The following is a 15,863-nucleotide window of genomic DNA, read 5'->3' on the forward strand; positions in this document are numbered from 1 at the left end:
GATATGATAAATAAAGCGGGGAAGAAACCCCCCAGAGACGCCTACCGGAGGAAGATCGATTACCTTAGGATCTCGGTCACCGACAGGTGTAACCTTCGCTGCACCTACTGTATGCCCGAGGAGGGGATGCCACTCATATCCCATGACGATATCATGCGCTTCGAGGAGATAGAGCTTTTGGTTCGTGCAGCGATCTCCCTGGGCTTCAAGAAGGTCAGGTTGACCGGCGGGGAACCCCTCGTGAGGAGGAGGATAGTCGACCTCGTCAAAATTTTGGGGGGAATCGAAGGTCTCAAAGACCTCTCCCTGACGACTAACGGAGTTCTCCTTCGGGATATGGCAGGGGACCTGAAGGAGGCCGGTATAGGGAGGATAAACATCAGCCTCGACACCCTGAGGCGGGACCGCTTCAGGGAGATAACCCGGCGTGACCTCTTCGCGGACGTCATGGGGGGGATAGACGAGGCGCTCGCCGTCGGGATGGACCCGGTGAAGCTCAACGTGGTTTTGATCAAGGGCGTCAACGACGACGAGGTGATCGATTTTATCGAGATGACGAGAGACCGTCCGATTTCGGTCAGGTTCATCGAGTTCATGCCTGCCTCACGGTCGAGCGATTGGACAATGGAGAAGATCGTTCCGTCGGAGCAAATTGTCTCTGAGATTGAAAAAACGTATCCCTTGACCCCCATCCCGGAGAAATTGGGCGCCGGCCCCTCAGTTGACTACAGGGCGGCAAACTTCAGGGGCACGATAGGATTTATCACCCCGATAACCAACCACTTCTGCGGCGAATGCAACCGAATCAGGGTCACATCTGAAGGTAAGATCAGAAGCTGTCTCTTCTCCGATGAAGAGAGCGACATCCTGCCCCTCCTCCGCGAGGTTAAGGATATCGATCAGATAGCCGGTTTCATCCTGAATTCCCTCAAGACAAAGCCCTACCGCCACGACATAAACGGCATACGGTTCAGGAACTGCCAACGCTCCATGTCGAAGATTGGAGGATAGCAATATGGGACTGACACACGTTGACAAGGACGGCAAGGCGAAGATGGTCGACATCTCGGAAAAGGAGATAACGCTCCGGGAGGCGGCGGCAAGGGGGAGGGTTTTGGTAAAACTGGAGACCCTCGAGATGATCAAGGAGAATAAAATCAAAAAGGGTGATGTTCTGGCCACCGCCCGAATCGCCGGCATTATGGCGGCGAAAAAAACCCACGAGCTCATACCGCTGACCCACCCGATCCCGATCAACGAGGTCTCGGTGAAGTTTGAGCTTGACGAAGAGAGACCCTCCGTAGAAATCAACGTCTCCGCAAAGACCCACTCGAGGACCGGCATCGAGATGGAGGTCATAACGGGAGTCGTTATCGCCGCCGCAACGATCTACGACATGATAAAGTCTGTCGACAGAACGGCCGCCATAACGGATGTGTGTCTCGTAAGGAAATCCGGGGGCAAGAGTGGAGTTTTTATAAAGGAAGATTAATATGAACGCAAATATTGATGCAAAGGGGAAGGCAAAGAACGGAAGAATAATCTCGATAAACGTCTCGGACAAGACCGGTACCAAAAAAGATCCGGTTGAGAGAGCCGAGCTAAAAGAGGAGTTCGGGATTGTCGGGGACTCCCACGCCGGCGACGTGAGAAAAGACTACGCCCACCGGCAGGTCAGCCTCCTGGCGGTGGAGAGCATAGACAAGATGGCCGATCAGGGCGTGGACGTATATCCGGGGATATTCGCGGAAAATCTCACCACGGAAGGGGTGATACTTCCCGATCTCCCGCTGGGCACAAAAATAAAATTCCCCGGCGGCGTCGTCCTCGAGGTCACGCAGATAGGAAAGGTCTGCCACGACGGCTGCGCCATTTTTCAGGCCGTGGGGGACTGCGTGATGCCGAGGGAGGGGATATTCACAAGGGTAGTCGTCGGCGGGACGATCTCCACCGGCGACACCATAGAGATAGTCTGAGATCGATGAGACTTGTAATTTAGATGTCAGCTGAAGCATCAAATACAAATATAGATGGGTTCGCACTGATCAGGGCCGCGGTTATCACGCTGAGCGACAAGGGGGCGAGAGGGATGAGGGAAGACCTGAGCGGCAAGGAGATCATCTGCTTCATAGACAGGGCCGGGGGAAAACTGGTCGATTATATGGTAATTCCCGACGATGCCGAAATTTTAAAGAGACTCCTGATCGAGCTCTCCGACTCGGGGACGGTAAACCTGATCCTCACAACGGGAGGCACCGGGCTCTCCCCCAGAGACATCACCCCGGAGGCAACCCTCTCCGTCATGGACAGGGAGGTCCCCGGATTTGCGGAGGCGATGCGTTTTAAAAGCCTGGAAAAGACGCCTCACGCAATGCTCTCCAGGGCCGTCTCTGTGATGCGGGGCGAGACCCTGATAATAAACCTCCCCGGAAGCCCCAAGGCGGTGAGGGAATGCCTCGAGGTGATAGCGCCCGCCCTTCCCCACGCCTTAGAGAAGGCGGCGGGAGACCCGAAGGAGTGCGCAGAATAGTTTTCCCAAGTTCGGCGGCAAACGAGAGACTACACCAGACTTCCTCATTTGTCTTTTAAACCCCCCTCATTTAAAAGATGATTGGGAGACTTAAAAGGTATCAGAGAACCATGATTGACCTTCACGTACATACCGATGCATCGTCCGACGGCGTTCACACACCGGAGGAGATCTTCGAGATGTCTGCTCGCTTAGGCGTCAAGGGACTGGCCTTCGCCGACCACAACAACACGGACAACGTGGACAAAGGACTCAAGCTTTCAAAGAAGTACAACATCCCCTTTGTCCCCGCCGTCGAGATAAACTCGACTCACCTTAATGAAGACATCCACATTATCGGGTACTTCATCGATCACAGGTCGTCGGAGATGGTCTCTTTTCTGTCGAACACCCAAAACGAGATAATAGCCCAGACAAAAAAGCGTGTGGCCCTGTTAAGGGAATACGGCTTTGTCCTCAACACCGACGACGTCCTGAGGGAGTCCAAGGGTAAACCCCCAACGGGTAGGAGCTTTCTCACCGCTATCCTCAAGAAGGAGGAAAACGCCGGGGACAAGAGGCTGAAGAACTACGTGGACGGCGATCGCTCCGACTCCCCTTCCCTCAACTTCTACCTCGATTTCCTCTCCGGGGGAAAGCCCGCATACATTCCCCTCAGCACCTCCACGACCAAGGGCGCCGTCGAGATAATAAGTATTTCGGGGGGCTTGAGCGTCATCGCGCACCCGGGGGAGTACCCAAGGGGGATGCTGGACGACCTGGTCGCTCTTGGTGCGGACGGGATCGAGGTCTACTCCGGTCACCATAATAAAGTTGAAGAGAAATACTTTAAACGATATGCGATGGAAAAAGGTCTCCTTATGACCGCTGGAAGCGACTTTCACGGCAAGATCGTAAAGCCCACCATAGACCTGGGTGTAAAGATAGAAGGAGGCGAGGAAATGTTCGAGAAGCTTAAAAAGGCCCATGAGGAGAAATATGCTTAAGGATGTTTTGAAGGTTAAAAAGGACGTTCTTGTCGTCTCCGACTTCGACGGTACCATCAGCACGAGGGACATCAGCTACGAGCTGTTAAGGAAGTTCACTAAGGGCGGCTGGGAAGATATCAACGGCGAGTATATCAAGGGGAATATCGGCTCCCAGGAGGCCTTCTCCAGGATCCTCGAGACGATCGAGGCATCGCGCTCCGAGATGATAGATTTTATAGAAGAAATATCGGTCGTGGACCCGCACTTCGTCCAATTCCACGATTATCTTAAACGTCAGGGGATCGACCTGATAATCGTAAGCGACGGCTTTAAGATGTATATAGACGCTCTGATGGAAAAAGCCGGGCTTAACGATATTCCGATCTACGCCAACGACATAATAGAGGACGAGAACGGCAGGCTAAAGACCGTGTTCCCATACTACAACGAGGAGTGCGGCCGGTGCGGGACCTGCAAGTCCAACATAGTCAAAAAACTTCTTAAAGAGCACGACCACATAGTCTTCATAGGGGACGGCTACTCCGACTCGTGCGCCGCAGCATATCCCCAGACCCTCTTCGCCAAGGGATTTCTCTACTCCCACGCGGCGAAGGAGAAGATCCCCTGCATCCACTTCGACGACTTCGGCGACGTTCACAATGAATTCGAAAAGGATGTCAAGGGTGTCATCTTCGACCTCGACGAGACGCTGGTCGAATCCCTCGAATCGATCAGGACGGCCTTCTACTATACGCTGGAAAAATTGAATATCGATATAGGCGACGCGGAAATGGCGCTCAAGGAGATGATGCACTGGCCTCTTTCGGTCGGCCTGGAGAAGATATTTGCCGACGTGGACGTCAACCTGCTTGTTACGACCTTCAGAGAAAAGTACCACTCGATCTACCTCGACATGACCACCGTAAAGGGTGGGATGGTCGAAATCCTCGAGGCCTTAAAGGATAGGGGGATAAAGTCAACCGTCGCCACCAACAAGAAAGGCACTTATGCCCGAACCCTGATCGATCATCTCGGCCTATCTGGATATTTTGTAAAGGTCATCGGCGCCGGCGACGTTGAGAACCCAAAGCCCTCGCCGGACATGGTGGAGGCGGCCATGCTCGAGATGGGAACGGAAAAGAGCCAAACCATCTTCGTGGGGGATTCGAGGGTGGATATTGTCACCGGGGAGAACTCCGGTGTCGAAGTCTACTGTCTCGCCCAATCGGTGGACACACCAGCGGATCTCGCAAAGCTGAAACCAAAAAAGTTCTTCTATACCACAGATGAGCTTCTGAGGGAGCTGGCACCCAAATGAGTGCATCTTGTCATTTCATTGTCTCCATCATATGTGCACTATTTGATACTGGAAAGAATACGTGAATGCAAGGATAAACAGCTCGTTCTGTGCGGGCGCGACAAACGGGGAGAGGACCCTCTTCGCCATGACGATGCCGGGTCTCGTGCGGCCCCTGGACGACGACCTGAATATCCTGATTGAAAACGACGTGGGGGCGATAGTCACCTTGACCGAGGATTCGATTCTAATCCCCCTTCCATACCGAAAGCGCTTCAGGCTCTTCCACCTCCCGGTCGAAAACCTGGAGCCGCCGACGCTAAAACAGGTCATACGGTTTGTGGACTTTGTCGAAGCCGAGTTCTCAAGGGGGGTAAATGTCGCCGTCCACTGCCTGATGGGGATCGGGAGGACGGGGACGATGATCGCCGCCTACAGGGTGAGCATGGGTGAGGAGCCCCAAGAGGCGATAGACAACCTGAGGGAGATCAGAAACTTCATAGAGACAAAGGAGCAGGAGGAGATAGTCCACAAATATTACAGACACCTTCAGAAGCGCCGCGGAAAGGCTTGATCGCCTTAATCTCCGTTTCTCTCCCCCCCACCAGAATTCAGGCAATCCCTCATGCCTTGTGCCAAATGTGACAGGCTGGATAAACCTGCCCCTTATCCGACCAAAAAAAGAGGGGGAATCCCCCCTCATTGTTTAGGTCACTTTGCCTGCCTCTACCAGTTCTCGCCCAAAAGCTCGAAATAGGCCTGAGGGTGGGCGCACGCGGGACATGCGCTCGGGGCCTCGGTCCCCTCGTGGAGGTAGCCGCAGTTCCTGCAGCGCCATGCTGTCTTCGACTCCCTCTTGAAGACCCTGCCCTTCTCGATGTTCCCCGCCAGGTCAAGATACCTCTTTTCATGCTGCTTCTCGGCTATGGCGATGGATTCAAATATCTTGGCGATGTCGTCGAATCCCTCCTCCCTGGCGATCTTTTCAAAGCCGGGATACATCTCGGTGTGCTCGTAGTTCTCTCCGGCCGCCGCCGCCTTAAGGTTTTCCACCGTGCTTCCCACTACTCCCGCCGGGAAGGTGCCCGTTATCTCCACCTCTCCCCCCTTGAGGAGATTGAAGAGCCGCTTCGCGTGCTCCTTCTCCTGGTTCGCCGTCTCCTCGAATATATCCGAGATCTGGACGTAACCCTCTTTTTTTGCCTTGCTGGAAAACATCGTATACCGGTTTCTCGCCTGAGACTCCCCGGAAAAAGCGGTCAGTATATTCTTTTCCGTCTTCGATCCTTTAAGATCCATCAATTTACCCCCTTGCTTTTTTATCTTTCTTATGGGCCAAAAGGCACTTTAAATCAATTACTCATCTGAACTCCGTAAACTTCTCCTTCGGAACTCCGCAGACCGGGCACACCTCCGGGAGCACGCCGTCGGAGACGTAGCCGCAGACACTGCACACGTAATATGTCGTGTCTGTATCCTCCAGCATGTGGTTCATCGCCTCCTTGTAGAGCTTTGCGTGCACCTCCTCCACGTCCCTCGTCTGGGTGAGGATCGTAAGCGCCGCCTTGTCTTCAATCTCTGATGCGTACTTTATGAAGTCGCCGTAGGCGTGTCCCGCCACCTTCGTCTCGGACTCGAAGCTCTCCTTAAGATTATCCTCAGTGCTCCCTATCTCCTTTAGGTATCTCAGGGCGCGCCTCCCGTGGATCGACTCCGACAGCGCAATCACCTCGAAGAGCTTGGCAATCTGGCCATACCCCTCCTCTTCGGCCTTTTCTGCAAATAGCTTGAGCCTCAGATTCGCTTTCGCCTCACCCGTAAATGCCTTATGCATCATCTCCTTAATTCTTTCGTCCATCTTAAACCAACAAATCAAATTTTTAAAAATTCCATCGGTCAATCCAGAAACCGTAAATATCAAGACAGCATGGTTGCGACGCCGGGCTAATTATCCCAACTCGACCCTCTTCTCCGACTCCCATAGACCGTGGATGTTGCAGTAGGCCGTTGAGTGGAGGACTCCCGCCTTTTTCGTCTTAAAGGAAAACGTCACCTCGTGATTAGTGTGAACCGGGCCTTCGTTGGCCCCGGCCACCGACTCCCCGTGGGAGTTGAACTCGAAACGGCCCAGCTCGTAGGTAAACTTGTCACCGTCCGGAGAGAAATAGCAGGATATCCACCTGATATGGTGCTCCGTCGTGTTTGGGTGGGCAGCCGCCACCCCCAGGCTTACCTTCACGCTTACCCACTCGTCCGCCTTTACCTTATCGGGACACTCGATGACCGGCACATGTTTTTCCATTTTCCAGTCACCACCTTGGATCTTATCGGAAATACTCATCTTCATACTCCTTTAGAATAATTAGTCTATTTTAAATATTCACCATAAACGCAGGGGAAAGCAGCGCCATCAAACCCCAAATCAGATCATGTCTCTTTCAAAAACTCGTCCCTTGCCGCCCCGCATACGGGACAGGCCCAATCCTCGGGCAGGTCTTGAAATTCGGTTCCCGGTTCTACACCGGCCTCGTCATTTCCCTCATTGGTATCATATATATAACCACAAACCGTACACATAAAATCATTCATGTGGAAATAATCCCTTTTTAAAAACTCCTTATCAAGATAATTGCTCTTAAATTATCTCCATCTTATTAGGAATACTTATTAATAATATTACCTCTTTTTTCATTTGTCAAGTTTTTTTCAACAAATATCTTAAAAAATAGTTGATAAGTCTTAAAATCGTCAAACTTTAGACAGTAAAGAAAGAGCGCGGATGATAGTCTATTTTTCAGGACGACCGGAGCTTGGAGTTTATATCTCTAATCAGAACCTTCGGACACAACTCATCCCTTATACCGAACCTCGTCAGGACGAAATCGTACCTTGCCGGGTCTTCGGGAGATATGACCCTGAACGCCTCGGTGACCTCGTCGACCGTTTTTATATTTGCCTGCTTCCTCCCGGTAATGCCCAATGACAGGCTGATCCCGTGCATGTGTATGTCAAGGGGGATCATAAGCTGCGAGGGCTTGACCCCCTTCCATCCCCCGGGATCGACCGCGTCCTCCCTAACCATCCAGCGGAGAAAGAGATTCAGCCTCTTCATGGAGCTCCCCTTTTCGTGGGACGGAATCAGACTGTTTGGCCCGCCGTTAAACGGCTCGTTCAGCTCCCTAACAAAGGCAAAAAGCGCGTGAGTCATCTTGTCGTTTTTGTTGACACCTTCCCCATCCCCTCCGTCTTCACAACCTTTAAGCCCGGAGACAAAGAGTTTTTCGAGGTAGCCGTATCTATCCAGGATACGCTTTACGCTGAAGAGCGTCAGGGCAACCTCCTCTCCCGTGCTGAACCTGTGCTTGAACCCGGAAAAAGCACCCTCAAGGGATTCGAGGGACGAATCTCTCAAAAACTTCGACGGCGTCGGCTTCATCTTTTCGAGGACAGCCGAGACACTTTTCAGAATCTGGCGCACCCTGCCGTAGGCAAGCGAAGAGGCGATCAGGCCGCAAATTTCTCTGTCTCTCGGGTCTTCGTACTTGTACAGGAACTCCAGCGGGTCGGGATGGACGTATTCCCGCCTGTTGTAGCGGTAATAGAGCTCTTCAAAGATATCGGCGTAATATTTAATTGTCATGACACCGTTAATCGTCGTGACACCGACGGGGGGCAAAAAATGGGATATTTCTTATTGGATATTCTATTCCAATCTCCTATTTAGTAGATTGTACAACTAAACAATTATTCTACGGATATGGGAACTGAAATTCTATTGAGATTATGGGAAGCCGTCTAAGCCGGCTCCCAGAAGCACCTCTTCGGTGAAACGACCTTTCCCTCTTTCTTGAGGGTCTGGATCGCCTTGGAGACATCCTCCTTGGGAAGGCCTGTCTCCTCGGCGACATCCCCCGGCCTTACAGGCTTATTCAGTTTTTTCATCGCCTCAAGGACAACTTTGCTGTTATCCGACATTATTTAACTCCAATAGTAAAACTATTTTTTAAAGGCGCGGATTACTTATTGATGAAAACAGTAGATTTATCCGCATATATGATAATATCCTGTTTATGCCTTCTAATCAGCCCGATCTCTCTTATTTTTACATTCGGGGCAAACTCCCACTAATTCAAGCTTGTGAGTGAGGTCGGTGTATCCGTCTGCGCCGGAATAGAGCTTCTCAAGACCGCTAAAGACCATTGACTCTATCGGCAAGTCTTCCACCCTGCCGCAGACTCTGCACCTTACGTGATAGTGATTTTCGATGTTCCCGTCAAACCGCTTTTGGGTTCCGCCAACTTCAATCTTTTGAATCATACTGAGATCGGACAATATCTCGAGATTCCTATACACGGTTCCCAGGCTTATCTTCGGGAGCCGTTTCCTCACCATTTCGTAGACCTGATCAGCGGTCGGATGCGTGGTTACGTCTTTAAGCACATCCATTATAACCTTACGCTGGTTTGTCATGCGATAAATCTGCCCGTCAGCCATTTCTAAATCCTTTTGCCATGTTAGAAATAATTATCATTAACTATTATACTGTTTTATAATTCATTGTCAAGAGGTTTCCATTCCCACCATGAGATAATTCCATTTATTATATCAAAAAATTTGTCTTTTGTGTAAAGAAACAATGATCCAGTAGAACATTTTTTTCGTTTGTCAAACAACCGGGGTGACATCACGTCTGACTTGATCAAAGACGAAATGAAAAAAGCCCGTAATCACTCACACATATTTACACTTCGTTCAGGCCTTAATGTTGTACGAAGATTTTCGTTCATATAGATATTTTTAGAAGCTTCTCTGCATTTTTGTAAAATATCATATCTGAAATCTTTTTATCCCCCCTGCACGCCCTCTTGACGGCCCTGATCGGGGTGGATCTTGAGCCCCAGGGCCAGTCTGATGCGAAGAGGACCCTCTCCGGCCCGAAGGAGTCTATGAGCTTTCTGATATTTTTAGGTGATTGAATCGAAACGTCGACGTAGGCGTTCTTCAACGAAGACATCATCTCGATAACCCTATCGATCTCGTAAAGCCCAGCGTGCCCCACGATGAATTTCACCTTCGGAAAGGCCTTCACAAGGTCCCTGGCATAGTGGGCCTCGCCGTACTCTGGGACCTGACCGTCCTCCTCGTCTTTCGGATAGTAATGGGAAATCCCCAGATGAAACAGGATGGGAAACTCGTGGGGAGCGAAGGCCTCGACGGTCTCGAAGGTCTTCTTGTCCGTCAGAGAGACCTTCTGGAGTATAGGGTGAAGCTTGAGACCCTTTGCGCCCTCCTCCACGTCCTCTTTCAGCTTCGCCCTGACCTTGGCCTTGTCGAATTTCTGCGTGAAGTCAACGCCGGTAAAGGGAATTATCCCCTTGTCCTTTTTCGCCGCGACCTTCAGGTCGCCAAACGTGAGATAGGGAGGTATCGGCATGCAGGCGCTCTTCACAACTCCGTATTTGTCCATATCCCTTCTCATGTTCTCCCGTGTGGCGGTAAGGTTCCTGGCCCGGCTTGCCCTGGTGATCAGGGGATACAGGGGGCTCTCGTAGATTGCGCCGCCGAAATCGGGATGGAGCATCATCTCCGATACCGATATAAGATCTATAAAGATCTTCTTTTTGACCCCGGTCTTTTCGATCAGCTCACCGCCGTTCGGATAGATTATATCCCCGAGGTGTGTGTGGATGTCGATTATCTTTTCCATCGTAATCACCCTTCTTATTTACCTCTATTGAAATTTCATCCCCCTTTAAGATTTCTCAAGCGCCATTTTACAACGGCCCCCTTCCCCCGGCGGTCATCTCAAGGGGGGATGAAGCAGAGACAATAATTTGCTATGCCATCCCTTCTATCTTAGCCTCGGCCTCTCTCGCGAGCGCCTTCCCCTTCTCGTGGTCAACAAACAGGAGGAGAAATCCGCCTGTGATGAAGAAAAACACCACCGCCAGGATCGAGAGCCTGCTGGTCCCCGTCAGCGTACCCACAAGCCCGAAGACCAGGGGTCCCAGGACGCCGGAGAACTTCGAGCTTATGTCGTAAAAGCCGAAGAACTCGGCGGTCTTGCTTCTGGGTATCATGGCCCCGAAGAGGGACCTCGAAAGCCCCTGGGAGCCCCCTTGAACCAGCGCCACGCAGAAGGCCAGTATCCAGAAATGGATGGGACTGCTCATGAAATACCCGCCGATGGAGATGGCCGAGTAGATGGTAAGCGATATCAGGATTCCGGTCTTCGGGGAGAGCTTCTTGGCAATCGTGCCGAACAGCAGCGTAAATGGGATGCCCGCAAACTGCACCATCAGAAGCGCCCCAATGAGATGCCCCTGTCCTATTCCGATCTCGGTCCCGAAAGCGGTCGCCATCACGATGATGGTTCCTATACCGTCGTTGTAGAGCCAGTAGGCGATTAGGAACTTCAACGCCTCCCTGAACTTCTTGATCTCGGAAAAGGTAAGCCCAATCCTCTGAAAGCTTGCGGCTATCGAGCTTTTGTACTCCCCCGCCATCTTGATGCTCGGCGGCTCCGGTACGTTTTTGAGAACAGGAATGGAGAAGAGCGCCCACCAGAGACCCACGGTCACAAAGGAGAGCCTCGTCCCCCACTCCACCGCCGAGACACCCATGTATTCGTGGATTCCGAAGAGAGCGGGCTTTTGAATCATCAGGAGGTTTATCGCAAGGAGTATCCCGCCGCCCAGATAGCCTATCGCATATCCCCCGGTGGATACCTGGTCTATCCTGTCCCCCGCAACGCTGGGCAAAAGCGAATCGTAAAAGATATTGGACGCGGAAAAACCTATCCTCCCGATGAGATAAAGGCCTGACGCCAAGAGCCAGTCGCCTGTGGATATGACCACGAGGGAGGCTGTCCCCAGACTCCCGACCCCCATAAAAAGCGCCAGAAACCTCTTCCTTGAGCCGCTGTGGTCGGCCATGGCGCCCAGGATCGGGGCCAGTATAGCCGCCGTCAGCATGGCGATGGAGTTGGTAAACCCCCAGTTAGAGGTTGCCTGCACAGGCGCCAAATTCGCCCCCGCCACCTTTACGTAAAAGATAGGCATGACCGCGGCGAGGATCGTCGTGGCAAAGCCGGAATTCGCCCAGTCATACATGCACCAGCTTAAAATCTTTTTTCTGTCACTCATAATTCCTCCAAATATAAAACTATCATGGACATATATAATACCAATTCATACATACAATCAATGAAAAAAATCATCTTTACAGAAAACTTACATTTCAGCTCTTAACCCGTTCTCCCTTAACGGAAAGAGCGCTCAGCCCACCCACGTCGGTCCTTTTATCATATGTCTCGAGGATGTCCCCCACGGTATCTACACCATCCTCAAGTCTCATCTCAACGGCGCCCTCGGGACACACCTTCACGCAGTTTCCGCACCCCTTGCAGTATTCTTCGTTTATCTCCGTCCTACCGCCGGTGATCTCGCCTGTGATCGCGCCTGTGATCGATATAGCCCCTGCTACGCACAAGTCGACGCACGCCCCGCATCCGGTGCAGCCTTCCATGACCGAGACGGTAAGGCCGGGGAGCCTCTTGATATTCTCGAAAAAGCCCTCCGACTGCCTGACCCTGACGCCTCGCCTCACCGAGCAGCAGCAGTCGCAGCAGAAGCAGACGTTGAGCATCCTCTTGTAATCGATACCCCAGAGCCACGCGTCGAACTCGTTATGTAAAACGAGGGGAAAGAGGCCCAACCCAATCGCGTTTTCGGCGTGCACAACGGCCTCCCTTATCGATACTTCCCTACCCATACCGCGACCCAGCTCCCTTGCTGCGCTCCCCAGAAAGAGGCACCCGATATCGACAGGATACGACCTGCACCCCTCCCCCCTCCGGCAGAGGCACTCGGTCATAATATAGATACAGTCGGCCCGCTCAATGATCGGCCCCAGAATCTCCATCGGCAGGATAACGCTTTTGCCCCCCCTTATCACCTCGTTCACCGGTATCATATGGGCGGAGGTGTCCGCCTCCGACTCTTTGTGTTTGATAAGGCCCATGTCGTCGAGGAGTTGAAAGAGTTTATAGAATTTCATCATCAGGTCATATGTAAACTTCGACCTTCCCAACCTCTATCTCCCTTTTATCAATCACTCAAGTTCTTAAACATCCACAAAAGTTAAAAAATCACCGCGAAAGCCTCCCCCCTAAACCCATGCAAGACCGAGCCGGCCCAATCCCATAGACGCTAACCGAGCGACTTCGCCGCCATCGAAGCATCATTTTTGAACTTGACCATGTCCACAACCGTGTTATTCTTCCTTGCCTCCTCGGCAGCGAAACAGAGAAGGTGGCTGTCGAGGGCGTCTTTGGCCCTCGTCAAGACATCGGCCCCCTTGTTCTTGTTGAAGTTCCTCACGGATTTGGCAAACTCTATCAGCACCGTTCCGTCAGATCCGCCGTGAAACAGGGGGTTGAACCTGACCCTCTTCCTCCTTACCTTGTTCTTCGGGTTGAAGTTTCTCACCTCGAGCCTTCCTGTGAGGTCTTTTGAATATATCTCGCCGGTTGTCCCGTTGATGTTCAGGGTCCGCTCCCACGTCAGGCTGAACGCCGACAGCGAAAGCGTGGCGAGCTTTCCCCCCTCGTACTCGATGTTCACGAGCTGGTGATCCATGACATCATTGTCGCACTTAAAGACGCATCTGCCGTGGGGGCCGTTTTTCAGCTCCTCTATCCGCCCCTCCCTGTCCACGCTGGTCAGGTTGTAGGCTGAGAGGCTCCTGAGATGGGGATATTTGATATACCCATCGACGAGGGTTCCCGGCGTTATGCCGGTAATGAGGGATACCGGTATCTGGGGAAAGCCGGGCTTGATGTACTGCTTGTAGGCGTGGAACGGACAAGTCTTTTCCACAGGGCAGCCGTCGAGGCACCTCTCGGGCGCCCCCTTAGGGGCGTTTTCCTCCCTGAAGTAGGTGAGCTTCCCGTAGGAAGAGACGCTTATGGGATGGGCATCCGCAAACCAGGTGATCAGGTCAAAGTCGTGAATCCCCTTGGCCGATAGAAACGAGATGACATCCACGCTCCTCCTGGCGAATCCCCGAACATAGCTCATTATGAAATGCCAGTATCCGAGGTTCTCCGAAGTCTGGATTCCCATGAGTTCTCCTATTTTCCCCTCGTCTATCAGCCTTCTTATCCTCTCGTAGAGCGGAAGGTAGCGGCACTCCAAAAATATCTGTAGGATCATCCCCTGCTTCTCGGCCTCGTTAACCAAGCTCACGCACTGGGCGGGAGACTGGGCCATCGGCTTTTCCAAAAGCGTGTGATACCCCTTTCTCAATGCCGCTATCGTCGAATCGTAATGGTGGATGTCCGGCATTGCGTTTATCACGGCGTCTGCGAGCCTTGGCTTTTCCATAAGGTCGCGCCAGTCGGCAAATACGTTTTCCTTTGGAATATTGAATTTCTTTACGAATCTCTCCCTCCGCTGGTCGTTCGCCTCCGCAACTGCAACATATTTGAACAGGTCGGGGTGTTTCTTCGCAAAAATCCCGAACATGACCTGACCCCTTTCGCCCGCCCCGAGGAGGGCGACTGTAACCGGTTTCTTTGCCATCATTCATCTCCTAATATATATTCCAATTCGGATATACTATTTTAATCACGGCGGAAATGCAAGCCTTTTACCCTTTTTTCAAAAACTCCATTATCTTCTTGCTTTATAAATAAAATCGTGCTATATTTTAAAATTAACGGTGGATACCGCATAAGGCTGATACAAGATTAGCCGAAGTTTATTCTTCTTTTTAGGAGACCGGTAATGTTTGGACTTGGTATGCCTGAGCTCATCATAATTCTTGTCTTGGCCCTTCTGATTTTCGGGGCCGGCAAGCTTCCTGAAGTCGGGGCTTCCCTCGGCAAAGGGATCAGGAACTTCAAAAAGGGCATCTCCAGCATAGATGACGAAATAAAAAGGGATGAGCCAGATCGTCCCGAAGAGATCGAGAAAAAGGGCTAGACCGTTTTTGCTTTGATTCGGTTTGTCGATGTGGGGGATGGGAAGGATGGGGGATCTTACTTACTAAAATGCGGGGGGACGGGGGGAATGCTGAAGTTTTTTTTATTTTGGGCCAATTTTTATTGACAGGGCCATTCTATATTGCTATATTGCCAGTTCGCGGCCCGGTGACGAATTGATTGCCATATTGATTGCCACACAGACTGACTGATTGCTGATTGATATTAAGATTGATGTTTTGACATTTTGAGGGCTTAAAAGAAGATTGACGCGGGGTAGAGCAGTCCGGTAGCTCGTCAGGCTCATAACCTGAAGGTCGCAGGTTCAAATCCTGCCCCCGCTACCAGTTCCAATAAAAAACGGGCGTCCACATAGTTTGATAACTTCCGTGGGTGCCCGTTTTTTTGTTGGTTTTATTATCTTTATATTTCAACAACCTCACCGGCATCAACCGCACGATTGCCGCGCCTGTGTTTTAAAAAAGGATATACAAGGGAACCACTCCTCGCAATGACAGCAAGGGGGAAAAAACATAGAAATATTCTGTCATCCTCAGCACCACTGGGAATCTATTCTGTCATTCCCGACCCGATCGGGAATCCAGTAAATATCAGGCTGGATTCCCGTTTTCATGGGAATGACAAATAATTCCGGATTCCCGATTCCCAAGGGAATGACAAATATTGTTCCGTCACTTCTTCAGCTCCTTGCAGGCATCCTCTTCGCCGCCGTCGCAGGCCTTCTTGAAGTCGGCTTTGGCCTTCTCCGTTTCGCCCATCGCCTTGTAGTTAAGCCCACGGGTGCAGTAGAAAAAAAGATCTTCTTCAATACTGATCGCCTTGTTTATATCTGCCATCGCCTCTGAATATCTTCCTAACTCCCGGTAGACGTTGCTCCTGCTGTCGAGGGCATATGGATTGTTAGGCTCTATGCGAAGCGCAACCGTGATGTCCTCCAACGCCTTGTCGTATTGTTTCAACAGGTAGTATTTCCAACCCCTGTTATTGTAGGCATCGGCATAATTCGGGTCGATACTTATCACCTTGGTATAGTCCGCTATCGCCTCGTTGTATTTCTTCAAA

20 protein-coding genes and 1 tRNA gene are annotated in these 15,863 nt (G+C 51.5%); 9 read left to right on the plus strand and 12 right to left on the minus strand.

What is annotated here, in order from left to right:
- Positions 1-3: 3 nt before the first annotated feature.
- The 7 genes from moaA to JW984_02065 all read left to right on the plus strand — a co-directional run bounded on the left by moaA (position 4) and on the right by JW984_02065 (position 5,369).
- Positions 4-1,011, plus strand: coding sequence for a GTP 3',8-cyclase MoaA (gene moaA, locus JW984_02035; protein ID MBN1571957.1), 1,008 nt, complete (start codon positions 4-6; stop codon positions 1,009-1,011).
- Positions 1,012-1,015: 4 nt separating this feature from the next.
- Positions 1,016-1,492 carry a cyclic pyranopterin monophosphate synthase MoaC gene (gene moaC / locus JW984_02040; GenBank protein MBN1571958.1) on the plus strand — a complete coding sequence of 159 codons (477 nt, stop codon included), beginning with the start codon at positions 1,016-1,018 and terminating at the stop codon, positions 1,490-1,492.
- A 1-nt stretch (position 1,493) separates the two neighbouring features.
- On the plus strand, positions 1,494-1,976 hold the full coding sequence (locus JW984_02045; GenBank protein ID MBN1571959.1) for an MOSC domain-containing protein: 483 nt from the start codon (positions 1,494-1,496) through the stop codon (positions 1,974-1,976).
- A gap of 23 nt (positions 1,977-1,999) precedes the next feature.
- The gene (locus JW984_02050; protein ID MBN1571960.1) at positions 2,000-2,530 is read left to right on the plus strand and encodes a MogA/MoaB family molybdenum cofactor biosynthesis protein; all 531 of its coding nucleotides are present in this window, start codon (positions 2,000-2,002) and stop codon (positions 2,528-2,530) included.
- A 110-nt stretch (positions 2,531-2,640) separates the two neighbouring features.
- Entirely contained in the window at positions 2,641-3,516 is an 876-nt protein-coding gene (locus tag JW984_02055) for a PHP domain-containing protein (GenBank protein MBN1571961.1), read from the plus strand.
- Positions 3,509-4,816, plus strand: coding sequence for an HAD family hydrolase (locus JW984_02060; protein ID MBN1571962.1), 1,308 nt, complete (start codon positions 3,509-3,511; stop codon positions 4,814-4,816). The genes JW984_02055 and JW984_02060 overlap by 8 nt, the downstream gene beginning before the upstream one ends.
- Before the next feature lie 61 nt (positions 4,817-4,877).
- Entirely contained in the window at positions 4,878-5,369 is a 492-nt protein-coding gene (locus tag JW984_02065; protein ID MBN1571963.1) for a dual specificity protein phosphatase family protein, read from the plus strand.
- A gap of 152 nt (positions 5,370-5,521) precedes the next feature.
- Here the strand turns inward: JW984_02065 and JW984_02070 are convergent, their stop codons facing one another.
- The 11 genes from JW984_02070 to JW984_02120 all read right to left on the minus strand — a co-directional run bounded on the left by JW984_02070 (position 5,522) and on the right by JW984_02120 (position 14,382).
- Positions 5,522-6,097 carry a rubrerythrin family protein gene (locus tag JW984_02070; GenBank protein ID MBN1571964.1) on the minus strand — a complete coding sequence of 192 codons (576 nt, stop codon included), beginning with the start codon at positions 6,095-6,097 and terminating at the stop codon, positions 5,522-5,524.
- A 58-nt stretch (positions 6,098-6,155) separates the two neighbouring features.
- A complete protein-coding gene (locus tag JW984_02075; GenBank protein ID MBN1571965.1) occupies positions 6,156-6,653 on the minus strand; it encodes a rubrerythrin family protein in 498 nt (165 codons plus the stop codon).
- A gap of 90 nt (positions 6,654-6,743) precedes the next feature.
- Positions 6,744-7,136, minus strand: a complete 393-nt coding sequence (locus JW984_02080) for a class II SORL domain-containing protein (protein ID MBN1571966.1) — start codon at positions 7,134-7,136, stop codon at positions 6,744-6,746.
- Between the two features lie 86 nt (positions 7,137-7,222).
- Complete coding sequence (locus JW984_02085; GenBank protein ID MBN1571967.1) at positions 7,223-7,384, minus strand: rubredoxin; 162 nt, start codon at positions 7,382-7,384, stop codon at positions 7,223-7,225.
- A gap of 205 nt (positions 7,385-7,589) precedes the next feature.
- Complete coding sequence (locus JW984_02090; GenBank protein MBN1571968.1) at positions 7,590-8,435, minus strand: TIGR02757 family protein; 846 nt, start codon at positions 8,433-8,435, stop codon at positions 7,590-7,592.
- Positions 8,436-8,590: 155 nt separating this feature from the next.
- Complete coding sequence (locus JW984_02095; protein MBN1571969.1) at positions 8,591-8,770, minus strand: helix-turn-helix domain-containing protein; 180 nt, start codon at positions 8,768-8,770, stop codon at positions 8,591-8,593.
- Between the two features lie 102 nt (positions 8,771-8,872).
- Positions 8,873-9,265: a transcriptional repressor gene (locus JW984_02100; GenBank protein ID MBN1571970.1), complete on the minus strand. Its 393-nt coding sequence runs from the start codon at positions 9,263-9,265 to the stop codon at positions 8,873-8,875.
- Positions 9,266-9,578: 313 nt separating this feature from the next.
- Positions 9,579-10,502, minus strand: a complete 924-nt coding sequence (locus JW984_02105) for an amidohydrolase (protein MBN1571971.1) — start codon at positions 10,500-10,502, stop codon at positions 9,579-9,581.
- 130 nt (positions 10,503-10,632) lie between these two features.
- Positions 10,633-11,940: an MFS transporter gene (locus tag JW984_02110; protein MBN1571972.1), complete on the minus strand. Its 1,308-nt coding sequence runs from the start codon at positions 11,938-11,940 to the stop codon at positions 10,633-10,635.
- Positions 11,941-12,034: 94 nt separating this feature from the next.
- Positions 12,035-12,886 carry a 4Fe-4S binding protein gene (locus JW984_02115; GenBank protein ID MBN1571973.1) on the minus strand — a complete coding sequence of 284 codons (852 nt, stop codon included), beginning with the start codon at positions 12,884-12,886 and terminating at the stop codon, positions 12,035-12,037.
- A 119-nt stretch (positions 12,887-13,005) separates the two neighbouring features.
- On the minus strand, positions 13,006-14,382 hold the full coding sequence (locus tag JW984_02120; GenBank protein ID MBN1571974.1) for a Gfo/Idh/MocA family oxidoreductase: 1,377 nt from the start codon (positions 14,380-14,382) through the stop codon (positions 13,006-13,008).
- 201 nt (positions 14,383-14,583) lie between these two features.
- On the opposite strand from JW984_02120, the gene tatA reads away from it, so the two are divergent.
- A complete protein-coding gene (tatA, locus tag JW984_02125) occupies positions 14,584-14,781 on the plus strand; it encodes a twin-arginine translocase TatA/TatE family subunit (GenBank protein MBN1571975.1) in 198 nt (65 codons plus the stop codon).
- Between the two features lie 269 nt (positions 14,782-15,050).
- Positions 15,051-15,127: transfer RNA gene (locus JW984_02130), tRNA-Met, on the plus strand.
- 345 nt (positions 15,128-15,472) lie between these two features.
- Here the strand turns inward: JW984_02130 and JW984_02135 are convergent.
- A partial coding sequence (locus JW984_02135; GenBank protein MBN1571976.1) for a tetratricopeptide repeat protein occupies positions 15,473-15,863 on the minus strand: 391 nt, incomplete at its 5' end.

Source organism: Candidatus Zymogenus saltonus, assembly GCA_016929395.1.
In the GTDB taxonomy this organism is placed as follows: domain Bacteria; phylum Desulfobacterota; class Zymogenia; order Zymogenales; family Zymogenaceae; genus Zymogenus; species Zymogenus saltonus.